This is a genomic window from Streptomyces sp. NPDC048297 (assembly GCF_043201585.1).
Classification (GTDB): Bacteria; Actinomycetota; Actinomycetes; order Streptomycetales; family Streptomycetaceae; genus Streptomyces.
The window spans coordinates 359426-380387 of sequence record NZ_JBICZA010000002.1 but is presented as its reverse complement, the minus strand read 5'-3'; the positions used below and the strand labels follow the sequence as shown (position 1 = coordinate 380387).

At 73.1% G+C, this 20962-nt stretch carries 19 protein-coding genes; 9 read left to right on the top strand and 10 right to left on the bottom strand.

What is annotated here, in order from left to right; all coding sequences use genetic code 11:
• Window positions 1–22: 22 nt before the first annotated feature.
• Together ACGFYV_RS03695 and ACGFYV_RS03690 are read right to left on the bottom strand one after the other, a co-directional pair.
• Complete coding sequence (locus ACGFYV_RS03695) at window positions 23–1399, bottom strand: VWA domain-containing protein (RefSeq protein ID WP_393876744.1); 1377 nt, start codon at window positions 1397–1399, stop codon at window positions 23–25.
• Window positions 1400–1437: 38 nt separating this feature from the next.
• On the bottom strand, window positions 1438–2295 hold the full coding sequence (locus ACGFYV_RS03690; protein WP_393876682.1) for an AAA family ATPase: 858 nt from the start codon (window positions 2293–2295) through the stop codon (window positions 1438–1440).
• Window positions 2296–2554: 259 nt separating this feature from the next.
• Between ACGFYV_RS03690 and ACGFYV_RS03685 the strand changes: the two genes are divergently transcribed.
• The 3 genes from ACGFYV_RS03685 to ACGFYV_RS03675 are packed head-to-tail and all read left to right on the top strand — an operon-like array spanning window position 2555 to window position 4847.
• Window positions 2555–3241: an ABC transporter permease gene (locus tag ACGFYV_RS03685; RefSeq protein WP_393876681.1), complete on the top strand. Its 687-nt coding sequence runs from the start codon at window positions 2555–2557 to the stop codon at window positions 3239–3241.
• A complete protein-coding gene (locus ACGFYV_RS03680) occupies window positions 3238–3909 on the top strand; it encodes an ABC transporter permease (protein ID WP_393876680.1) in 672 nt (223 codons plus the stop codon). Before ACGFYV_RS03685 ends, ACGFYV_RS03680 begins: the two co-directional genes overlap by 4 nt.
• Window positions 3906–4847: an ABC transporter substrate-binding protein gene (locus tag ACGFYV_RS03675; protein ID WP_393876679.1), complete on the top strand. Its 942-nt coding sequence runs from the start codon at window positions 3906–3908 to the stop codon at window positions 4845–4847. Before ACGFYV_RS03680 ends, ACGFYV_RS03675 begins: the two co-directional genes overlap by 4 nt.
• A 13-nt stretch (window positions 4848–4860) precedes the next feature.
• On the opposite strand, the gene ACGFYV_RS03670 is transcribed toward ACGFYV_RS03675, so the two are convergent.
• The 4 genes from ACGFYV_RS03670 to ACGFYV_RS03655 are packed head-to-tail and all read right to left on the bottom strand — an operon-like array spanning window position 4861 to window position 8933.
• On the bottom strand, window positions 4861–6015 hold the full coding sequence (locus ACGFYV_RS03670) for a betaine/proline/choline family ABC transporter ATP-binding protein (protein ID WP_393876678.1): 1155 nt from the start codon (window positions 6013–6015) through the stop codon (window positions 4861–4863).
• Between the two features lie 22 nt (window positions 6016–6037).
• On the bottom strand, window positions 6038–6685 hold the full coding sequence (locus ACGFYV_RS03665) for a lactate utilization protein C (protein ID WP_393876677.1): 648 nt from the start codon (window positions 6683–6685) through the stop codon (window positions 6038–6040).
• On the bottom strand, window positions 6682–8181 hold the full coding sequence (locus ACGFYV_RS03660; RefSeq protein ID WP_393876676.1) for a LutB/LldF family L-lactate oxidation iron-sulfur protein: 1500 nt from the start codon (window positions 8179–8181) through the stop codon (window positions 6682–6684). The genes ACGFYV_RS03665 and ACGFYV_RS03660 overlap by 4 nt, the downstream gene beginning before the upstream one ends.
• Window positions 8178–8933 (bottom strand): (Fe-S)-binding protein, encoded by a 756-nt coding sequence (locus ACGFYV_RS03655; protein WP_393876675.1) that lies wholly within the window; start codon window positions 8931–8933, stop codon window positions 8178–8180. The genes ACGFYV_RS03660 and ACGFYV_RS03655 overlap by 4 nt, the downstream gene beginning before the upstream one ends.
• Before the next feature lie 229 nt (window positions 8934–9162).
• Here ACGFYV_RS03655 and ACGFYV_RS03650 point away from each other — a divergent pair, with 229 nt between their 5' ends.
• From ACGFYV_RS03650 to ACGFYV_RS03635, 4 genes are all read left to right on the top strand, one after another.
• Entirely contained in the window at window positions 9163–10464 is a 1302-nt protein-coding gene (locus ACGFYV_RS03650; RefSeq protein WP_393876674.1) for an alpha/beta fold hydrolase, read from the top strand.
• Window positions 10465–10602: 138 nt separating this feature from the next.
• The gene (locus ACGFYV_RS03645) at window positions 10603–11403 is read left to right on the top strand and encodes a MerR family transcriptional regulator (protein ID WP_393876743.1); all 801 of its coding nucleotides are present in this window, start codon (window positions 10603–10605) and stop codon (window positions 11401–11403) included.
• Complete coding sequence (locus tag ACGFYV_RS03640) at window positions 11400–12620, top strand: glycosyltransferase (RefSeq protein ID WP_393876673.1); 1221 nt, start codon at window positions 11400–11402, stop codon at window positions 12618–12620. The genes ACGFYV_RS03645 and ACGFYV_RS03640 overlap by 4 nt, the downstream gene beginning before the upstream one ends.
• A 366-nt stretch (window positions 12621–12986) precedes the next feature.
• Window positions 12987–13877, top strand: coding sequence for a pentapeptide repeat-containing protein (locus ACGFYV_RS03635; protein ID WP_393876672.1), 891 nt, complete (start codon window positions 12987–12989; stop codon window positions 13875–13877).
• Here ACGFYV_RS03635 and ACGFYV_RS03630 read toward each other — a convergent pair.
• Complete coding sequence (locus ACGFYV_RS03630) at window positions 13839–15458, bottom strand: cytochrome P450 (protein WP_393876671.1); 1620 nt, start codon at window positions 15456–15458, stop codon at window positions 13839–13841. The genes ACGFYV_RS03635 and ACGFYV_RS03630 overlap by 39 nt on opposite strands.
• A 118-nt stretch (window positions 15459–15576) precedes the next feature.
• On the opposite strand from ACGFYV_RS03630, the gene ACGFYV_RS03625 reads away from it, so the two are divergent.
• Both ACGFYV_RS03625 and ACGFYV_RS03620 read left to right on the top strand, forming a co-directional pair.
• Window positions 15577–16182, top strand: a complete 606-nt coding sequence (locus ACGFYV_RS03625; protein ID WP_393876670.1) for a TetR/AcrR family transcriptional regulator — start codon at window positions 15577–15579, stop codon at window positions 16180–16182.
• Between the two features lie 168 nt (window positions 16183–16350).
• Window positions 16351–17085 carry a DUF2470 domain-containing protein gene (locus ACGFYV_RS03620; protein ID WP_393876669.1) on the top strand — a complete coding sequence of 245 codons (735 nt, stop codon included), beginning with the start codon at window positions 16351–16353 and terminating at the stop codon, window positions 17083–17085.
• A 16-nt stretch (window positions 17086–17101) separates the two neighbouring features.
• On the opposite strand, the gene ACGFYV_RS03615 is transcribed toward ACGFYV_RS03620, so the two are convergent.
• From ACGFYV_RS03615 to ACGFYV_RS03605, 3 genes are all read right to left on the bottom strand, one after another.
• Window positions 17102–18331, bottom strand: a complete 1230-nt coding sequence (locus ACGFYV_RS03615) for a lactonase family protein (RefSeq protein WP_393876742.1) — start codon at window positions 18329–18331, stop codon at window positions 17102–17104.
• Between the two features lie 164 nt (window positions 18332–18495).
• Complete coding sequence (locus ACGFYV_RS03610) at window positions 18496–19575, bottom strand: hypothetical protein (protein ID WP_393876668.1); 1080 nt, start codon at window positions 19573–19575, stop codon at window positions 18496–18498.
• A 127-nt stretch (window positions 19576–19702) separates the two neighbouring features.
• Window positions 19703–20956, bottom strand: coding sequence for an aromatic acid exporter family protein (locus tag ACGFYV_RS03605; RefSeq protein WP_393876667.1), 1254 nt, complete (start codon window positions 20954–20956; stop codon window positions 19703–19705).
• Window positions 20957–20962: the final 6 nt, after the last annotated feature.

The window sequence follows — 20962 nt, the reverse complement described above, 5'->3', positions numbered from 1 at the left end:
AGGTCCGGCGGGAGCGGCGCCGTCACACCGGCAGCAGTCGTCCGACGATCGTGCCGAGTTGCATGGCGTTGCGGCACTCGTGCATCTCCACCAGCTCGGCGTAGTCGGGCGCGGCGGAGTCGCCGGTGCCCCACTGGGCGCGGGGTTCGGGGTTGAGCCAGTAGACGCGGCGGGCGCTGCGGGTGAGGTCGCGGACGGCGGACAGGTTCGGGTCGCCCATGTTCGTGCGGGCGTCCCCGAGCACGAAGACGGTCGTGCGCGGGCCGACCGCGGCGCCGTACCGCTCGGTGAACTCGCCGAGCGCGACGCCGTAGTCGCTGCTGCCGTGCCAGCCGGTGAGCGCGGCCTCGTCGCGGATGCGGGCGCCGAGCCCGTCGGGGTCGGCCCGGCCGTGGTCGAGCAGGCCGGTCACCTCGTCGACGCGATTGACGAAGGCGAACACGCGCACCTTGCTGAACTGGTCGTGCAGCGCCTGGACCAGCAGCATCGTGAAGTCGGAGAAGCCGGACACCGAGCCGGACACGTCGCACAGCAGCACCAGTTCGGGGCGGACCGGACGGCGCCGGCGCAGCACCGGCCGCATCGGCACCCCGCCCGTGGACAGCGAGGAGCGCAGGGTGCGGCGCAGGTCGATCGTGCCGCGTGCGGCCCGGCGGCGGCGCGCGGCCAGCCGCGTCGCCAGCTTGCGGGCCAGCGGCCGCACCGTCCTGCGCAGCTCGGCGAGTTTGTCCCGGCCGGCGTAAAGGAAGTCCACCCGGTCGGCGGTCGGGGCGACGGCCCGCCGGGCGATCCGGTCCCGCCCGCGCCGCTCGGCGACCCGGCGCCGCGCCTCCGCGCCGACAAGCCGCCGGAACTCCTCGATACGGCGGCGGATCTCGTCGTCCAGCAGCCGGTCGGCGAACCCGGCCGCCCCGCCCCGGGCCCGCACGTCGGAGCGCACCCGGGCCAGCAGGGTTCCCGGGCGGAGCCGGTCCAGGGTCTGGTACGCCGACCAGCCGTCCGAGCCGTCCGAGCCGTCCGAGCCGTCCGAGCCCGGCGTGGCGCCGTAGCCGCCCAGGCTGTCGACCGCCTCCGTCGCCAGCCTGGCCAGCAGCGCCCGGTCGTCGGCGGCGAGTGCGTCGGCGAGACGGTCGCGCAGTTCCTCGCGGCCCGAGCGTTCCGTGAGAGGGGCGCCGACGTCGCGCGGGAAGTACAGGTCGAAGACCGGGTCGAACACCGTCCGCTGCCCGGAGCCGTGCAGCAGGGTCGCGGCCAGTCCCTCGCGCAGCACCTCCCGGTCGGCGAAGCCCAGCGCCTCGGCGGCGAGGGCCGCGTCGACGGTCTCCCCGGTGCCGATCCGCACGCCGTGCGCGCGCAGCGCGCCGACCAGACCGGTGATCCGCGCCTCGACACCGGTCATCGGCGCCTCCACGTCGGTGCCCCGCTCCTCGCCCGCGCTCACAGCGTGCTCAGGTCCAGCTTGGCGGCGGCCCTCTGCACGTCCTCCTGGTGCTTGAGGATCACGCCGAGGGTGTCCCGTACGACCGTCTCGTCCAGCGTGTCGGCGCCCAGGGCCAGCAGGGTGCGGGCCCAGTCGACGGTCTCGGCGATCGAGGGCACCTTGCGCAGGTCCATCGCGCGCAGCGCCCCCACCACCCGCACCACGGACTCGGTCAGCGCCTCGCCGAGGCCCGGGACCTTCAGCCGTACGATCCGCCGCTCCAGTTCCTCGTCGGGGAAGCCGATGTGCAGGAACAGGCAGCGGCGGCGCAGCGCCTCGGACAGCTCCCGGCCGGCGTTGGAGGTGAGCACGACGAACGGGCGGCGGGTCGCGGTGACCGTGCCCAGCTCGGGGACCGTGATCTGGAAGTCGCTGAGCACCTCCAGCAGCAGCCCCTCCATCTCGACGTCGGCCTTGTCGGTCTCGTCGATCAGCAGGACCGTCGGCTCGTCGCCGCGGATCGCGGTCAGCAGGGGGCGGGGGAGCAGGAACTCCTCGCTGAAGATGTCGGTGCGGGTCTCGTCCCAGTTCTCGTCGCGGCCGGCGCTGATGCGCAGCAGCTGCTTGGCGTGGTTCCACTCGTACAGCGCCCGGGACTCGTCCACGCCCTCGTAGCACTGGAGCCGGATCAGCCGGGCCCGCGCGATCTGGGCGACGGCCTTCGCCAGCTCGGTCTTGCCGACCCCGGCGGGACCCTCCACCAGCAGCGGCTTGCCCAGCTCGGCGGCCAGGAAGACCGTCGTGGCCACGGCGGGCGAGGCGAGGTACCCCGTCTCGGCGAGGCGGGCGGAGACGTCGTCGACGGATGTGAACAACGGGGCCTCCGGAGGGGTCGGGATCCGCGTGCCGCGGTCTGCGTCCAGCGTGCTCCCACTATCTAACTATCTAAGCGCTTGTTCAGCACCCTTGTCACGGAATTCGCCGCCACCCCGGGGGCCTGTACCCCGGCCCCGCTGCGGCCCCGACTCCCGCTGCGGCTCCGCCCCCGCGAAGCCCCGGCCCCCGCCGCGGCCCCGGCCCCGAACGGGTCACCCCAGCGCGCCGACCCGCTCGGCCAGCCGGTGCAATGGACGGGTGACGACCGCGCCTCCGGACGACTGCCTCGCGCGCAACGACTGGATCTGCGGCGCCTATCTCGCCACCCGCCGCCACATCCTGCTCGACGCCGTCGTCCAGCACCTCGAACTGACGACGGTCTCGGTCGTCGTCGCCCTCGTGATCGCCGTACCCATGGCGGTGCTGGCGCGCCGCTGGGGCTGGGCCGCCGGACCGGTCCTCGCCGTGACGACGATCCTCTACACCATCCCGTCCCTGGCGATGTTCTCCCTGCTCCTGCCCGTCTACGGCCTCTCGGCCCCCCTCGTCGTCGCCGGACTGGTCCTGTACTCGCTCACCCTGCTCGTACGCAACATCCTCGCCGGGCTGCGCGCCGTCCCCGAGGAGACCCGGCAGGCGGCACGCGGCCTCGGCTACGGCCCGATCCGGCTCCTGCTCACCGTCGAACTGCCCCTCGCCCTGCCCGCCGCCATGGCCGGCCTGCGCATCGCGACCGTCTCGGCGGTCTCCCTGGTCACGGTCGGCGCCATCGTCGGCTTCGGCGGGCTGGGCAATCTGATCTACTCCGGCATGAACACCTACTTCAAGGCCCAGGTCCTCACCGCGTCCGTGCTGTGCGTGGTGATCGCCGTCGCCGCCGACCTGCTCCTGCTGGGCGTGCAGTGGCTGATCGCGCCGTGGGCGCGACGGGCGGCCCGCACATGAGCACCCTGCACGCCACCTGGGACTGGCTCGCCGACCCCGCGCACTGGTCGGGTGACGACGGCGTCCGGCACCGGCTGCTCCAGCACCTGCTGCTCACCGTCGTCTGCCTGGTCGTCAGCTGCCTGATCGCCCTGCCGGTCGCGCTGGTCCTCGGCCACCTCGGCCGGGGCGGCGCACTCGCCGTCAACATCTCCAACGTGGGCCGGGCCGTCCCCACCTTCGCCGTGCTGGTCCTGCTCCTGCTGACCCCGGTGGGGAAGTGGGGCGAGGGGCCCACGGTGGTGGCGCTGGTGCTGTTCGCCGTACCACCCCTGCTCACCAACGCCTACGTCGGCATGCGCGAGGTCGACCGCAGCGTGGTCCAGGCGGCGCGGGGGATGGGGATGACCGGGCGGGAGATACTGTTTCACGTGGAACTGCCCCTTTCGTTCCCGATGGTCCTCAACGGTGTGCGGATCGCCGCCGTCCAGCTCGTCGCCACCGCCACCATCGCCGCGCTCGCGGGCGGCGGCGGACTCGGCCGGATCATCACGGCGGGCTTCAACCTGGCCAGCACACCCCAGGTCGTCGCCGGCGCCCTCCTCGTCGCCGTGTTCGCCCTCGTCGTCGAGGCCGTCTTCGAGATCGCCGAACGCCTGGCACCGGCCTGGGCCAGGGGCGGGCGATGAAGTGCGGGGCGCTGCCGGCGGCAGCCGTGCTCCTCGCGCTGACCGCCTGCACCGCCGGCCCCTCCCTGGAGAACCGGGGCCAGGTCACCGCGCCGCCCGGCGACAGCCACCACCTCACCATCGGCTCGGCGGGCTTCACCGAGAGCGACCTGCTCGCCCAGATGTACGCGCAGCTGCTGAACCAGGCCGGCTACAAGACGTCCCTGCTCACCGTCAGCAACCGGGAACTGTACGAACCGGCCCTGGAATCCGGCCAGATCGACGTCGTCCCCGAGTACGCCGCCACCTTCGCCGACTGGCTCAACGCCAAGACCCACGGCCCCGGCGCCCGCCCCGTCGGCTCACCCGCTCTCGACACCACGATGAAAGCCCTGCGCTCCCTCGCGGAACCCCGCGGACTCACCGTCCTTTCGCCCGGCCGGGCCGTCGACCAGAACGCCTTCGCCGTCACCGCCGCCTACGCCCGGCAGCACGGCCTCAAGACCCTCAGCGACCTCGGCGCCTCCGGGCTGAAAGTGCGGCTCGCGGCCGGGGACGAGTGCGTACAACGGCCGTACTGCGAGCCGGGCCTGAAGAAGGTGTACGGCATCGACGTCACCGGCATCGACCCCAAGGGTGTCGGCACCACCCAGGCCAAACGGGCCGTGCAGTCGGGGCGGGACCAGATGGTGCTCACCACCAGCACCGACGCCACCCTCGACCAGTTCGGTCTCGTCCTCCTCGCCGACGACAAGCACCTGCAGAACGCCGACCACGTCGTCCCGGTCGTCAACCGCTCCCGCGCCGGAAGCCCCCGCGTGGCCAAGGCGCTCGGCAAGCTCAACTCCGTCCTGACGACCGAGGACCTGGCCGGCCTCAACCGGCAGGTCGACAGCCGGCGCCGCCTGCCCGCCGACGTCGCGCACACGTACCTGAAGGACAAGGGCCTGCTGAAGTGAGGCACCGGACCCCTCAGGCGTCCGCGATCGAGTCGAACGACACCTGACCCCGCGCGACACCCCGCGCGTCCGCGTCCACCGAGCGGCGCAGCGCCTCGTGCAGCCCGGCCGGGGTGAGCACGCCCAGGAAGCGTGCCCCGTCCAGCACCGCGACCCATCCGGCGTCGTACTGGAGCATCACCGCGAACGCCTGCTTCAGCGGGGCGCCCACCGGCACCCACGCGGTCATCCGGTGCGCGAGGTCCCCGACCGTGCCGCCGGCGGCCAGCTCGTCGATGCCGACCCAGCCGTGCAGATCGCCGTGCCGGTCCAGGACGACCGCCCACCGGGCGCCCTCGGCCCGCAGCCGCTCCACGGCACGCCCGGCGGGCTCGTCCGGGCGGGCCACCGGCGGTTGTTCCAGGTCGTCCGGTTCGATCGCGGTGACCGACAGCCGCTTCAGACCGCGGTCGGCGCCGACGAACCCGGCGACGTACGGGGTCGCGGGCGCCCCGAGCACCGCCCCGGGCGTGTCGAACTGCTCGATCCGGCCCTGCCCGTACACGGCGATCCGGTCGCCGAGCCGGACGGCCTCCTCGATGTCGTGCGTGACCAGCAGCACCGTCTTGCGCACCGCGTCCTGCATCCGCAGGAACTCGTCCTGCAACTGCTCGCGCACCACCGGGTCGACCGCGCCGAACGGCTCGTCCATCAGCAGCACCGGCGGATCCGCCGCGAGCGCCCGCGCCACGCCGACCCGCTGCCGCTGCCCGCCGGACAGCTGTTCCGGGTAGCGCGGCCCGTACGTCTTCGGGTCGAGACCGACGAGATCGAGCAGCTCGGCGGCGCGCGCCCGCGCCTTCGCCCGCCTCCAGCCGAGCAGCGCCGGCACGGTCGCCGTGTTGTCCAGCACCGTGCGGTGCGGGAAGAGCCCCACCTGCTGGATGACGTAGCCGATCCGCCGGCGCAGCCGCACCGGGTCGACGTCGGCGACGTCCTCGCCGTCCACGAAGATCCGCCCGGACGTCGGCTCGATGAGCCGGTTCACCATCATCATGGTCGTCGTCTTGCCGCAGCCGGACGGGCCGACGAGCGTGACGAGTTCGCCCTCGCCGACCTCGAAGGAGAGGTCGTCCACCGCCGTCGTACCGTCCGGATACCGCTTGGTGACCTGATCGAAGCGGATCATTCACCCACGGTAACCGCGCCGGTCAGTCCGCGCTCACCAGCACCACCTCCAGAGTGCGCGGCCCGTGCACCCCCTCGACCCGGTCCAGCTCGATGTCACTGGTGGCCGACGGGCCGGAGATCCAGGTCAGCGGACGGGAGGGGTCGAGGCGTTCGAGCGCCTGCGGGACGGAGGCCACGACCTGGTCGGGGACCCGGACCACACAGATGTGATGGTCGGGGATCAGCGTGATGCGGCGCCGGCCCTGGTCCGGTGAGCCGTCCAGCACGAGGGTGCCGGTCTCGGCGATGGCGACCGCGCACCCCGTGACCACGCTGTCGACCTGGTCGAGTTCGCGGGCCGTGCTCACCGCACGGTCATGGACCCGTGCCGGATCGGCGGCCGACATCCACTCCGGTGGGAGCCCCGGGGGTACCAGCACGTACCGGGGCCCGCGCCGGGCCAGCAACCGCATGATGTCGTAGGGCAGTTCGTCCTCGGTGCTGCGGTGCACGATCGCCCGGTAGTCCGCGAGGTTCTCGGCGAGCAGATCCACGCTCTCCCTGGTGGTCCGGGACCCGTGCTCGCGCAGATAGTCGCGTGGAACCGCCCGCTCGTACGGCGTCTCGTCCCGGGGCACGTCCGCGAGCGCGCGCCGCACCCGGCCCAGGATCCGTTCCCTGCCGCTCATTTGGTGTCCTTCCCGCCGTGCGTCCGCTGCCACCAGTCCCGGAACGGCTCCGCGGGCACGGCCGGCAGGTCCCGGGTCCCGCTCCACGCCCGGCCGGGCCCCGGCAGACCGCGCGGAAGCAGCCGGCGGGTCCGGGAGGCGAGCCGCTGCCCGGTGCGCAGGGCTCCAGGGTGCCCGAACGTCCAGCGTGCCGCCCGCATGGCCGCCCGCTCGGCCGCGTGGCCCTTGGCCGGCTTCAGCACCACCCGGTTGCCCTGCCGGACCGCCGGACCGCCCTGAACGACCCGCTCCCGCAGATGCACCAGCACCTCGGGGATGTCGATGGCCACCGGGCACACGTCGTAGCAGGCCCCGCACAGTGAGGACGCGTACGGCAGCGAGGCGTCGATCTCGCTCGCCGTGCCCCGCAGTTGAGGGCTGAGGATGGCGCCGATCGGGCCGGGATAGACGGAGCCGTAGGCGTGGCCGCCGGCCCGCTCGTACACCGGGCACACGTTCAGGCAGGCCGAACAGCGGATGCAGCGCAGCGCCTGCCGGCCGACCTCGTCGGCGAGCGTGTCGGTGCGGCCGTTGTCGAGCAGTACCAGGTGGAAGGCGCTCGGGCCGTCCTCGTCCGTCGTCCCCGTCCACATGCTCGTGTACGGGTTCATGCGCTCGGCCGTCGAGGAGCGGGGGAGTGTCTGAAGGAAGACCTCCAGGTCCCGCCAGGTGGGCACGATCTTCTCGATGCCGACCACCGAGATCAGCGTCTCGGGCAGGGTCAGGCACATCCGGCCGTTGCCCTCGGACTCCACGACCACCAGCGTGCCGGTCTCGGCCACCATGAAGTTGGCGCCCGAGATGCCGACCTTGGCCCGCAGGAACTTCTCCCGCAGATGCAGCCGGGCCGCCTCCGCGAGTTCGGCGGGCGTGTCGGTCAGGCCCTCCGGGGCCGGGCGGCCCCATTCACCCATCTCGGAGCGGAAGATGTCCCTGATCTCGCCGCGATTGCGGTGGATCGCCGGGACCAGGATGTGCGAGGGGCGGTCCTTGCCCAACTGCACGATCAGCTCGGCGAGATCGGTCTCGTAGGCCCGGATGCCCTCCGCCTCCAGCGCCTCGTTGAGCCCGATCTCCTGCGTGGCCATCGACTTGACCTTGACGACCTCCGACTCGCCGGTCGCTTTGACCAGTTCGGCGACGATCCGGTTGGCCTCGTCGGCGTCCGCCGCCCAGTGGACGGTGCCGCCCGCGGCCGTCACCGACTCCTCCAACTCGACGAGATACCGGTCGAGATGGCGCAGCGTGTGGTCCTTGATCCGCTTGCCGGCCTCCCGCAGCGCCGCCCAGTCGGACACCTCGGCCACGGCGTTCGCCCGCTTGGCGCGGATGGTGTGCGTCGCGTGCCGCAGATTGGCACGCAGGGTGGCATTGCCGACGGCCTCCGCCGCCGCCGTCGGAAAGGCTGGGTAGGTGGGCGGGGGAAACACCGGCATCCCCACGAACGTTCCGCTCATACGGCCGGTTCCTCCTCCGTGCTCGCCAGGATCTCCGCGATGTGCACCGGCCGCATGCCCACCTTCAGCCGGCTCATGGTCCCGCCGATGTGCATCAGACACGAGTTGTCGGCCGCGCACAGCACGTCGGCGCCGGTCGACTCCGCGTTGCGGACCTTGTCCGCGCCCATCGCCGCCGACACCTCGGGGTTCTTCACCGCGAAGGTCCCGCCGAACCCGCAGCACTCCTCCGCCCCCGGCAGCTCGACCAGCTCCAGCCCCTTCACCGCCCGCAGCAGCCGAAGCGGACGGTCGCCGAGACGCAGGCCGCGCAGCCCGTGGCAGGTCGGGTGATAGGTGACCGTGTGCGGATAGAAGGCGCCCACGTCCGTCACCCCCAGCACGTCCACCAGGAACTCCGTCAGCTCGTACGTCTTCGGGACCACGGGCGCCAGCGTGGTGGCCGGCCCGTCCCCGCGCCCCTCGGCCCGCGCCCGCTCGCCGATCCGCGGATACAACTCCCGGACCATCGCCGCGCACGACCCGGAAGGGGTCACGATCGCGTCGTACTCCCCGAAAACATCGGAGAAATGAGTCGCCAGCGGCTCCGCCTCATGCCGGTAGCCGGTGTTGTAGTGCGCCTGCCCGCAGCACGTCTGAGCCATCGGGAAGTCCACGTCGACACCCAGCCTGGTCAGCAGTTTCACTACGGCGCGCCCGGTGTCCGGATACAGCGTGTCGTTGACGCAGGTCAGGAAAAGGGCGACGCGCATCGCGGCTCCTCGCGGTCGGTCATCGGACCAGTGCAGGGTAATGGCACGGCATCGCGCGACGGGAGAGGGCGCGGCGCCCCGGACCTGTCGTGCGCAGTCCCAGCCCGCAGCACCGGCCCGGCGCCCGCTGACCCGATGTTCAGCAAGATTCCATGATCCCCACGCTCGGGCCCGGGGCCTCCATGTGCTGAACTGGGACTCGACCGTCCCATCCGTCCCGGGAGACCCGTTGAGCCTCAGCTACCGCCAGCCCGGCGTCGTCCTCACCGACCGCCACTTCACCGTGCCTCTCGACCACTCGGACCCGGGCGGCGAGACCATCGAGCTGTTCGCCCGCGAGGTGGTGGCGGGTGACAAGGCGGGGCAGGACCTGCCGTGGCTGGTGTATCTGCAGGGTGGTCCCGGCTTCGGGGCGAATCGTTTCTCCGGACGGCAGTCCTGGCTCGACCGGGCCCTGAAGGACTACCGGGTCCTGCTCCTCGACCAGCGCGGCACCGGCCGCTCCACGCCCGCCAACCGCCAGACGCTGCCGCTGCGCGGCGGCCCGGCCGAACAGGCCGCCCACCTCGGCCACTTCCGCGCCGACTCGATCGTCCGGGACTGCGAGGCCATCCGCCCGCAGGTGACCGGCGGCGCCCCCTGGACCGTGCTCGGCCAGAGCTTCGGCGGCTTCTGCACGGTGTCGTACCTCTCCCTGGCTCCGGAGGGCATGGCCGCCGCGCTCGTCACCGGCGGTCTGCCCTCCCTGCACGCCCACGCGGACGACGTCTACCGGGCCGCCTACCCGCGCGTCGAACGCAAGGTGAGCGCCCACTACGCCCGCTACCCGCAGGACGTCGACCGGGCCCGCCGCATCGCCGACCACCTGCTCACCCGTGACGTCGTCCTGCCGGGCGGCTACCGCCTCACCGTGGAGGCCTTCCAGTCCCTCGGACTGATGCTCGGCATGAGCGACGGCAGCCACCGCCTGCACTACCTCCTGGAGGACGCCTTCGTCCGCACCCCAGGCGGCACGGAGCTGTCCGACGCGTTCCAGGAGGAGGTGCGCGGCCTCCTGTCCTACGCGGGCCACCCGCTGTACGCGCTCGTCCACGAGACGATCTACGGCCAGGACAGCCGTCCCACCGACTGGGCCGCCGAGCGGGTGCGTGCCGAGTTCCCGCAGTTCGACGCGGTCAAGGCGCTCGCCGGGGACGCCCCGGTCCTGTTCACCGGCGAGACGGTCCACCCCTGGACCTTCGACAACGACCCCGCCCTGCGCCCCCTGCGCGAGACCGCCGACCTGCTCGCCGCCCGCACCGACTGGGAGCCCCTGTACGACCCCGCGCGCCTGGCCGCCAACGAGGTACCGGTCGCCGCGGCCGTCTACCACGACGACATGTACGTCGACAGCACCCACTCCCTGGAGACCGCCCGCGCCATCCGGGGCCTGCGCACCTGGGTCACCGACGAGTTCGAGCACGACGGCCTGCGCACGGGCACACCGCGCGTCCTGGACCGGCTGCTGGCCCTGAGCCGCGACGAGGCCTGAGCCACACGGTGGCACCAGCGGTGAACAGCGGTACGACCGGTGAACCGTGATACCACCGGTGAACCGTGGTACCACCGGCGAGTTTGACCCTCCCCTTACGTCAGGCTCGAAGCTGTGAGCGGACGAGAGGGCAGGCACATGGGGTACTCGGTGGGGCAGGTGGCGGCGTTCGCGGGGGTGACCGTGCGGACGCTGCACCACTACGACAAGGCGGGGCTGCTCTCGCCGAGCGACCGCAGTCCCGCGGGATACCGTTCCTACGACGACGCCGACCTGGCGCGGCTCCAGCAGATCTTCTTCTACCGCGAACTGGGTTTCCCGCTCGACGAGATCGCCGTCGTCCTGCGCGACCCGCAGGCCTGCGCACTGCACCATCTGCGGTCCCGGCAGCGGCAGTTGCGTGAGGAGATCGACCGGCTCGAGCGTCTCGCGGAGGTGGCCGAGCACGCCATCGAGGTGCAGCGGACCGGAGTGGCGCTCACGCCCGAGGAACGGTTCGAGGTCTTCGGCGAGATCTCCTTCGACCTCAGCTACGCCACCGAGGCACAGCTGAAATGGCAGCACTCCGCCTCGTACCGGGAGGCGATGGCTCGCGCCGGGGCGCACACCGAGGAGGACTGGCGGCAGATCATGAGCGAGGCCGCCGACTGGTGGGAGGAACTGCTCGCCGCCTTCGACGCCGGTGAACCCGCCGACGGGCAACGGGCGACGGACCTCGCCGAGGAGCACCGCCGCCATCTCACCCGCTGGTTCACGCCCTGCCCGCCCGACATGCACCGGCGCGTCGCCGACGACCTCGCCGCCGACCCGCGCGCCTTCGCCCTCCTCGTCCCGCCCTCACAGCAACGCCCCGGCCTCGCCGCCTATGTGAGCAAGGCGATCCACGCCAACGCCGGCCGCCGTGACGGCTCCCGCACCGACGACGAGGAGCATCCGTGAGAATCCTGATCGCCACGGCCGGATCACGCGGCGACGTCGCCCCCTGCACCGGTCTGGGCGCCGCCCTGGCCGGCGCCGGGCACGAGGTCACCCTGGCCACCACCGACACCTTCGCCTCCCTCGCGCGTGGCGCGGGCCTGGGATTCCGGCGGCTGCCCGCCGACCCGCGCGGGCACGGGGGAGCCGGCAGTGGACGCGAACTGATGCGTACGGCCGCCGCGTTCGTCACCGAACTCGGCCGCGGCTTCGCCGACGCGGTCGCCGAGGGCACGGACCTGCTCGTCCTGTCGGCCACGACGGCACCGCTCGGCTGGCAGCTGTCCGAGGCCACCGGCATCCCGAGCCTGGGCGCCTACCTCCAGCCGAACGCGCCGACCGGTGACTTCCCGCCCGCCGTCATGGCCGCCCGTCCGCTGGGCCGGACCGGCAACCGGCTGGCCGGCCGGTTCGCCCTGCGCATGGTCGACCGGATCTACGCGCAGGCGGTCACCGAGCTGCGCCGGGACCTCGGTCTTGCGCCGCTGTCCGTGGGCGCGACGCGCCGGCGCCTGGACACGGCGGACTGGCCCGTGCTGCACGGTTTCAGCACGGCCCTCGTGCCCCGCCCCGCCGACTGGCGTCCGGGCCTGCGGATCGCGGGCACCTTCTGGCCCGACGTCGACGCGGGCGCACGACTGCCCGCCGCCGTCGAGGACTTCCTGCGGGCCGGGCCCCGCCCGGTCCTCGTCGGCTTCGGCAGCATGGCGAGCGGCGAGGGCGAACGGCTCAGCGAGATCGCCGTACGGGCCCTGCGGCAGGCCGGGCTGCGCGGCATCCTGCAATCCGGTGCCGCCGGGCTCGCCGCCGACACCACTGCCGACGACATGCTCACCGTCGGGGACCTGCCGCACGCGCTGCTGTTCCCGCGACTGGCCGCGGTCGTGCACCACGCGGGTGCGGGCACCACGGCTGCCGCGCTGCGCGCCGGGGTGCCGTCGGTCGCGGTGCCGGTCACGGCGGACCAGCCGTTCTGGGCCACCCGCCTCGCCGCGGCCGGTGCCGCCCCCGCGCCGATCCCGATGCGCGCCCTCACCGCCGACCGCCTCGCCGCCGCCCTCGGCCGCGTGACGAATCAGCAGGCCTACTCCCGCGCCGCCGCACAGGGCGCCCGCCACATGTCCACCGAGGACCGACCGGGCGTGGTACTCAAGGAGATCGACCGGTTTACCGGGGGATGAGGCCCAATAGCCAATAGCCAATAGCCAATAGCCAAGGGCCTCGGCGGGCGCCGCCGCCGCGTACGTCCCGCAGAGGTCGGCCGCGCAGGGGAGTCGCCCTGGGCAGCCGCGCAGGGCGGTTCCGCAGGGCAACTCCGCAGGACAGTCGTACAGGGCAGCCCCGTAGGACAGGCGCGCAAGGCATTCGCGCAGGGCGGCTCCGCAGAACAGCTGCGCAGGGCAGCCCCGCAGGACAGTCGTACAGGGCAGCCTTGTAGGACAGGCGCGCAAGGCACCCGCGCAGGGCGGCTCCGCAGAACAGCCGCGCAGGGCAGCACCTCAGAACAGCCCCGCAGGGAAGTCGTGCAGGTCAGTAGGCTTGTGGTCATGCCGGAACACATACCGACCGACAGTCTTGACCTGCGCGGCGACTGCGCACAGTGTTTCGGGCTGTGCTGCGTCGCGCTGCCCTTCGCGGCCTCCGCCGACTTCGCGCTGGACAAGCCCGCCGGCAAGCCCTGCCCCAACCTGCGGGGCGACCACCGCTGCGGCATCCACACCGACCTGCGCGCGAAGGGCTTCACCGGGTGCACGGTCTACGACTGCCTCGGCGCGGGACAGAAGGTCTCGCAGGTCACCTTCGGCGGGCAGGACTGGCGGACGGGGTCCCCGGAGCGGGCCCGCTCGATGTTCGACGTGTTCCCGGTCGTCCGTCAGCTCCACGAACTGCTGTGGTACCTGAACGAGGCGCTGGGCCTGGACGCCGCCCGGCCCGTTCACCCCGAGCTGCGCACGGCGCTGGAGAACACCGAGCGGCTCACCCTCGGCACGCCCGGGGAACTGGCCGCGCTGGATGTCGCCGCCCACCGGCAGGACGTCAACGTCCTGCTGCTGCGCACCAGCGAGCTGGCCCGAGCCGCCGCCCTCGGCGCGGGTGACAAGAAGGCCGGCAAGAAGGCCGGCAAGAAGGCCGGCAAGAAGGCTGACAAGGGGAAGAATCGCCGGGGAGCGGACCTGATCGGTGCCCGGCTCCGGGGCGCCGACCTGCGCGGGGCCACCCTGCGCGGTGCCTACCTCATCGCGGCCGACCTCACCGGCGCCGATCTGCGCGACGCGGACATGATCGGTGCCGATCTGCGCGACGCCGACCTGACCGACGCGGACCTCACCGGAGCCTTCTTCCTCACCCAGCCGCAGCTGAACGCGGCCCGCGGCAGCGCGGGCACCCGGCTCTCCCCGTCACTCACCCGCCCCATGCACTGGACAACGGCCGGCTGACCCGGCCCCGGACTCGGCCCCGGTTCCGGCTCCGTCGTCCGGAACGGTCACGGGAGCGGCAGCGGCAGCGGCAGCGGCACCGGTACCGGCAGCGGCGCCCGCGCCCACCGTGCGGCGCTCCAGGCCGAGCCGCAGGCCCTCGGGCATGACCGTGAGGCGCTCGGTGACCTGGAGCCGGTAGTCCGGGTCGGCCCGCAGGTCGTAGCGGCGCAGCAGCAGGCCGAGCACCAGCGTCGCCTCGTGCAGCGCGAACTGGCGGCCGATGCAGGCCCGCGCGCCGGTGCCGAACGGCTTGAAGGTGTGCGGGGCGCGGGCTCGTACGGCCTTGGCGTCGAACCGGTCCGGGTCGAAGCGCTCGGCGTCCTCGCCCCACACCTCGGGATCGCGGTGCAGCAGCGGCAGCAGGACCAGCGCCCACGCGCCCCGGCGCATCGGGTGGTCCCCGGCCAGCACGGTGTCCCGCGTGGCCTCGCGGGCGTAGGCGGGAGCGGTGGGCCACAGGCGCAGCGTCTCGTCCAGTACGCGCCGCAGGTAGCGCAGCTTGGCGACCTGGTCGTAGCCCGGTTCCGGGGTGTCGCCCCAGACGCGGTCGATCTCGGCGCGGGCGCGGGCGGCGATCTCGGGGTGCCGGGCGAGGTAGTACAGGGCGAAGGAGAGCGCGCCGGACGTGGTCTCGTGGCCGGCCACCAGGAACGTGATCACCTGCCGGCGGACGTTCTCCGGCGACAGCCGCTCCCCGGTCTCGGGGTGGGCCGTCTCCAGCATGCGGTCCAGCAGGTCCCCGGTGCCGGTGCCGGTGCCGCCGCCAGTGCCCGTGCCGGCGCCGCCACCGGTGCCGTTCCGGGCGGCCACGAGGTCGTCGACCGTGCGGTTGAGGTAGGCGATGTCGGCCGCGTTGCGCCGGGCGGCGCCGCGCAGCAGCAGCGGGGCCAGCGGCCCGGGAACGTTGTTCAGGCGCTGGGCGTACGTCAGGGTGCCGACCATGGCCCGGACGAAGGGGTGGGGCCGGTCGCGCTCGAAGGAGCCGAAGTCGTGCCCGAACCCGGTGCGCGCGATCGTCTCCAGGGTCAGCTTGGTCATGTCCCCGGGCACGTCCACCGTGCGTCCGGCCGCCTGCTCGCCGTCCCAGTGGTCGGTGAGCCGTCCGGCGACGGACAGCATCATCGCGTGGTAGGCCTCCATGGCGTCCCGGCTGAACCCGGGCGCCAGGACGTCGTGTGCGAGCTGCCAGTTCGGCTCGTGGTTGTAGGCGGTGAACAGTCCGTCCCCGACGACCGGCCGCAGGTTCGCGACCCCGAGGCCGACGTGCTTGGCGAACCGGGACTCGTCCGCGAGGTCGGCGGCGAGCCGGGAACCCCACACGAAGACGAACTCCTTGCCGAACGCCCGCCGCCGGAAGATCGGTCCCAGCTCGCGCCCGAAGCGCAGCGAGTCCTGCAGGGGCCGGCGCCGGTCGACGCCCACCACGTCGCCGACCAGGGGCAGCCGGCGTGCCGGATGCGGGATGCGGTGCAGTTCGGGCCAGCCGTGCTCGGCGCTGCGGAACCCCTTCGGCAGCCCGGTCTCCGTCGTCTCCGCCATGACGCGATCTCCCTTGATCCAGCGGACGGTTGTGCCGTGTCGCACGTGTTGTACATGAGTTCAATAACAGGTTTCAGTCTGGTCCGCTTGTTGAACCGACGTCAAGTAAAGTGGCCGTATGCCCGCGAACCAGGGGGAACGCGCCCGGCGTCGACTCAGCACCGAAGAACGTCGTGAGCAGTTGCTGTCCGTCGGGGCGCGGCTGTTCTCGGAGAGTCCGTACGACGACGTGTGGATCGAGCAGGTCGCCGAGATCGCCGGGGTCTCCCGTGGGCTGCTGTACCACTACTTCCCGAACAAGCGGGACTTCTTCGCGGCGGTCGTCGAGCGCGAGAGCGCGCGGATGCTGCGCATGACGGCCGCGGTGCCCGGTGTCCCGGTGCGCGGGCAGCTCACCGCCGGCCTCGACACCTACCTCGGCTACGTCCAGGCCCACGCCCACGGCTTTCGCGCCTTCCATCGCGCCGACGCGGCCGGCGACCAGGCCGTGCGCCGCGTCTACCAGCGGGCCCTCGCCGCCCAGGAGCAGCAGATCCTCGCCGCCCTGGCCGCCGACCCCGAGTTCGGGCCGGTCGTGGAGGGCGCGCCCGAGGTGCGGCTGGCCGTACGCGGCTGGCTCGCCTTCACCACCGCCGTCTGCCTGGAGTGGCTGCGTGACGACGCGCTGACGCGGGAACAGGTCCGCGATCTGTGCGCCCGCGCACTGCTGGGCGTCCTGGCCTGACCCGTCCGGCCCCGTCCGACCCGCTCCCACGCCGTCCGGCCCCGTCCGACCCGTACGGCCCTGTCCGGCCCTGTCCGGTCCCGTCCAGGCCTTCCTGCCGGTGGGGCGTGGTTGGCGTGTGCCCGGATCTTCGATAGGTTAGGCAAGGCTTACCTAAGGAGATCTCGGATGGCTGACACACAGGACTGGGCTGCCGGACCCGGCGCGGCGGAGCGGGCCCGATCGTTGCTCGCCACCGTGTGGTCGTGCGAGGTGCGCGCGGACGGTGCCCACGAGGAGTACGTCGGCGCGCACCGCGTGAGCGAGGACGGCGGGGTGCTGCTGTCGGTGCCCGAGGACAGCGCCCTGCTCGCGGCGGTGCTGTGCGCGCCCCGCGCGGAGCCGCACGCCGTGCTGGAGTTCGCCGACGCGGCCCCCGTACCCGTACGGCAGCGTATCCGCGCCCGCCTGTGGCTGGCCGGCTGCTTCACCCCGGCGGCCGACGCCTCGCTGCTCTTCCGGCCCACCCGGGTGGTGCTGCGGCAGTCCTCCGGCGCCGTGCTCGTCGGCCTCGACGAGTTCGCCGCCGCCCGGCCCGACCCGCTGGCCACGGCCGAGGCCCACCTCCTCACCCACCTCGCCGACGCCCACCCCGACGCCGTCGAGCGGCTCACCCGGCTCGTACGGCCCGAGAGCCTGCACGCCGCGACCCGGGTGGCGCCCCTCGCCGTCGACCGGCACGGCCTCACCCTCCGCATCGAACGCACCCGCACCCATGGCGACGTACGGCTGCCGTTCCACACCCCCGCCGACGACGTCAGCCAACTCACCGAGCGCATGCACGCGCTCCTGACCCAGGCGAGCGCCACCCCCGCCTGCCCGCGTGCGCTGCAACGGCAGCGCACGGACAGCGACACCCCCTAGGGCGAAGCCCCCGGTGCTACAACGGCAGCGCGCAGACGGCCATCGGGGAGGCGAACGGCTTGCCCGCGAGCCGCAGTTCACCGCTCTGGGCGTCCACGTGGAAGACGCTGACCGTGCCGGAGCGCTGGTTGGCGGCGAAGAGCAGGGCGCCGTCCGGTGAGAAGGCGATCTGCCGGGGGAAGTCCCCCGCGACCGGTACCGTGCCGAGCAGACGCAGCCGGGCGCCGTCGGCCTCCACGGCGTAGCGGGCGAGGCTGTTGTGGCCGCGGTTGGCGAGGAAGGCGTACGCGCTGTTCGCCGTCACCAGGAACTGGGCCGGGTAGTTGGTGCCGCCGGCCGAACCCGTGGACTGGGGGGTGCCGATGGTGAGCCGGCCCGAGGCGGGGTCGTAGGCGCAGACGGCGACCGTGTCGTCCACCTCGTTCGCCAGGTAGGCGTAGCGGCCACCCGGGTGGAAGGTCAGATGGCGTGGACCGGCACCCGGCCGGGTGTGCGCCTGGGCGACCTCGGTGAGCGTGCCCTTCGACAGGTCAAGCCGGTACGTGTACACGGTGTCGGTGCCGAGGTCCACGGCGAGGACGTGACCGCCGTCGGGGCTGGTGATGAACTGGTGCGCGTGCGGGCCCTGCTGGCCGGGTCCCGGGGCCGGTGACGAGTGGGTCACCAGGGCGGTGCGCTCGCCGAGCGCGCCCTGCGCGTCGATGGGGTGCACGGCCACGCTGCCCGACTGGTAGTCGGCGCTCAGCAGCCAGCGCCCGGTGGGGTGGACCGACAGATGGCAGGGTCCGGCGCCGCCCGTGCCGCGGCTGCCGAGGACACGCCGGTCGGCGAGGCGTACGGCGGTGACCGCGCCGTCCTGCCGCTCGTCGACCGCGTACAGCGTGCGGCCGTCGGGATGTACGGCGAGGTACGAGGGGTCGGGGACGCCGGTCAGCGTCCCCGACCCGGTGATCCGGCCCGTCGTCGGGTCGTACGTCGCCAGGCCGATGCCGGTGCCGCCGCCCTGGACCGAGGTGTAGGTGCCGATGTAGAGGGGACGAGGACCGGAGTCCTTCCGGGGCGCCGCCGTCCGCGCGTCGGGGGCGGGGGCCCGGTCCGGCGGGGTGCGGTTCGGCGGGGTGCGGTCCGAGGGGGCGCCGTGCGACGGCGGGGCCGCCGGGGCGGGCAACGCCACGACGGCGGCCATGCCCGCCAGGCCTCCGACGAACCGGCGCCTGCTCAGCCCCTTGCGCTCGCCCATGTCCATGCCGTCCGTGCCGTCCATGCCGTCCATGCCGTACCTCAGGTCGTCCGTGCCCCGGCCGTGACAGCCACCTTGGCGCGGAACCCACCGGAAAGGCAAGACGAGCCATCGCCATGGCAAACAGCGCAACGCCGGTCGATGCGCCGATGCGCCGATGCGCTACGGAGTCACCAGTCCCCGTCCTCGACCGGCTTGCCCTGGGCGTCCTTCAGGGGTACCACCTGCCCGGCGGACGGCTGCTGCCAGGGGTCCAGGTCGTCCCCGAGCCAGTCGCCGACCGGCTTCACGGACTCCAGGGTGCCGGTGGGGGAGAGGTCCTCGGCGTCCTCGTCGTAGTAGTCGTACCAGGGAAGGCCCGCGTTCGTGTACGCCGCCCGGTCCACCGGTGAGGGCGGGGGCGCCTCGCCCGTGATGCGCTGCCACTGCGGGGGTGTGACCAGATGCACGAAGACCCGGCCGGCGGGTGTCCCGGCCCAGTCCGTGAGCGGCTGGTCGTCCCGGTACACCTCCTGGCGCATCGAACCGCCCACGCCGAGGCCCATGGCCGCCGCACGCGGAGGGGGACCCGCGGCGGCCGGCGCCGAGGGCATCGGCCCGCCGGGCGCGGCGGCGGCCATGGGCGCCGGGCCGCCATAGGCCCCGGCGGGCAGGGGGCCGCCGTAGCCGACGGCCGGGCCCGCCGCCCGAGCCCGCGCGCGCTGCTCACGCTCCCGGCGCCGCCACTCGGCGAGGACGTCCTCACGCAGCCCGAACGCCTGCAACTGGACCCCGCCCCACGTCTCCTCGCCGGTGACCTGCCCCTCGACGGTCGCGCCGAGCCCGAGCGGTACGGCGACGAACTGGCGGACCGTGCCCTTTCCGGAGTTGATGCCGTCCAGCCACGGCTGGCGGGGCAGGACCAGGTAGTTCTGCGGTGTGCGCGCGAGACCGTCGTGCCACGGCTTCCCGGAGACGGCGCACACCTTGCCCACGCCGACCTGGAGGGCGGCCGGCTCCGTCGTACCGGCGAAACTCAGCCACATCGCCTCACGCAGGTACACCGGCAGCATCACGCCACCACGCGCCCGCCACTGCTCCGGCACCGAGTCGGCGTAGTCCGCCACCCGCCGGACGGGGAACTCGCCCAGCCCCGGCGGCAGCGGATGCGTGCCCGACTCGGGCAGCCGGAGCGTGCGCACGAAGCGCACCGCCACCCCGCCGCCCAGCCTCACCGTGTTCCCGTCGATCCGTACACCCGTGTCGGCCATCGGCCCGCTCCCTCCCGTGCAGCGCGTACAGCGCGTACAGCGCGACGCCCTGTGATGCCTGGTGCCTCGTCATGACCCGTACCCGAAATGACCCGTACCCGAAGAGGCCGGTGCGCACCGGCGCCCCTCACCGAGAACGCTCGCCGAACCCCGCGCGGTTGCGCCACAGGTCGTCCTGGATGCCGAGGCGCTCGCGTATGCGGTGCACCCACGGCCGCTTCGCCCGCTGCTCCCGGGACACCTGGTCCAGTTCCTCGAACAGGCGGCGGGTGCGGTGCTCGGTGTCGAGTTCGTCGATGATCCGGGTCACCTCGGTCAGCACCGCGCCCATCAGCTGCCAGTTCTCCGCGCCCGCGCGGACCTCCGCGTGGAGCAGCGCGGCGAGCCGGTCCCGGGTGGCCGCCGCCGTGTGCAGTTCGGCCGTCAGGCGCGCCTCGGCCGACTCGGCGTTCTTGCTGAGGTCGGTGGTCACCAGCACGGCGAAGCTCACCACCGCGTCCGCGATCTCGGACAGCAACTGCTCCACGGTCGCCCCGATCCGGTTCGGGAACAGGTCCTCGGAACCGCGGGCCTTCGCCAGATCCGTGAAGGAACGGGCCAGCACCCGCAGGACGACCGTGCAGATCTCCAGGGTGTCCAGGCCGGTGCGCAGCACCACCCGGTGCAGCAGGCCCTCCCGCACACGGGGGTTGAGCCGCAGACTGTCCTCGGCCTGCCGCAGCGCCGCGTCCACCTGGGAGATGTCGTGGTCCAGGCGGCGCGCCTCGTGCAGCCGCGCGGCAGCCTGCTGCCACGGGATACGGCCCGCGGCCTCCTCGCCCATCCGCAGCATCAACTGCCGCACCCGGCGGGCCAGCCCCTCGATCGAACTGGCCGCCTCGTCCACCCACACCGGAGGCGGCAGCAGCAGGTTGCAGGCCATGCCGACGACCGCGCCGATCAGGGTCTCCACGATCCGCGCCCACGCGGTGAACCCGACGGTGGTGACCCCGAGCACCAGCATCGCGCTGATCGCCACCTCGGCCACGTACTCGTCCACACGCACCAGATGACCCACGGCCAGTGAGGCCACGATCAGCAGCGCGAGGCTCCACCAGGTCAGGCCCACCAGCAGGCTGAACAGGATCGCGACCAGGACGCCGGCCACCACCGAGTTCACCCTGCGGATGCCGTTGGTGAGAGTGGCGTAGAAGGTGACCTGGACGACCAGCAGCGCCGTCAGGGGCGCGGTGAGCGGGGCCGGTTCAGGGCTCAGCCGCAGCGCGATGACGTAGGCGACCGTCGCCGCCGCGGCCGACCGCAGTGTCTGGACGACCACCGGCTCCCTGTGCCGCCTCAGCAGGCGCCGCAGTCGCACGGTCCACTTCTGTTCCTCTGGCATCCCTTG

Excerpts from the sequence above, each read along its gene's own strand:
- ACGFYV_RS03675 (WP_393876679.1), top strand. The coding sequence starts at position 3,906 with ATGAAGTGCGGGGCGCTGCCGGCGGCAGCCGTGCTCCTCGCGCTGACC.
- ACGFYV_RS03680 (WP_393876680.1), top strand. The coding sequence starts at position 3,238 with ATGAGCACCCTGCACGCCACCTGGGACTGGCTCGCCGACCCCGCGCAC.
- ACGFYV_RS03625 (WP_393876670.1), top strand. The coding sequence starts at position 15,577 with ATGCCCGCGAACCAGGGGGAACGCGCCCGGCGTCGACTCAGCACCGAA.
- ACGFYV_RS03695 (WP_393876744.1), bottom strand. The coding sequence starts at position 1,399 with ATGACCGGTGTCGAGGCGCGGATCACCGGTCTGGTCGGCGCGCTGCGC.
- ACGFYV_RS03670 (WP_393876678.1), bottom strand. The coding sequence starts at position 6,015 with ATGATCCGCTTCGATCAGGTCACCAAGCGGTATCCGGACGGTACGACG.
- ACGFYV_RS03665 (WP_393876677.1), bottom strand. The coding sequence starts at position 6,685 with ATGAGCGGCAGGGAACGGATCCTGGGCCGGGTGCGGCGCGCGCTCGCG.
- ACGFYV_RS03620 (WP_393876669.1), top strand. The coding sequence starts at position 16,351 with ATGGCTGACACACAGGACTGGGCTGCCGGACCCGGCGCGGCGGAGCGG.
- ACGFYV_RS03645 (WP_393876743.1), top strand. The coding sequence starts at position 10,603 with ATGGGGTACTCGGTGGGGCAGGTGGCGGCGTTCGCGGGGGTGACCGTG.
- ACGFYV_RS03655 (WP_393876675.1), bottom strand. The coding sequence starts at position 8,933 with ATGCGCGTCGCCCTTTTCCTGACCTGCGTCAACGACACGCTGTATCCG.
- ACGFYV_RS03605 (WP_393876667.1), bottom strand. The coding sequence starts at position 20,956 with ATGCCAGAGGAACAGAAGTGGACCGTGCGACTGCGGCGCCTGCTGAGG.
- ACGFYV_RS03615 (WP_393876742.1), bottom strand. The coding sequence starts at position 18,331 with ATGGACATGGGCGAGCGCAAGGGGCTGAGCAGGCGCCGGTTCGTCGGA.
- ACGFYV_RS03635 (WP_393876672.1), top strand. The coding sequence starts at position 12,987 with ATGCCGGAACACATACCGACCGACAGTCTTGACCTGCGCGGCGACTGC.
- ACGFYV_RS03630 (WP_393876671.1), bottom strand. The coding sequence starts at position 15,458 with ATGGCGGAGACGACGGAGACCGGGCTGCCGAAGGGGTTCCGCAGCGCC.
- ACGFYV_RS03610 (WP_393876668.1), bottom strand. The coding sequence starts at position 19,575 with ATGGCCGACACGGGTGTACGGATCGACGGGAACACGGTGAGGCTGGGC.
- ACGFYV_RS03660 (WP_393876676.1), bottom strand. The coding sequence starts at position 8,181 with ATGAGCGGAACGTTCGTGGGGATGCCGGTGTTTCCCCCGCCCACCTAC.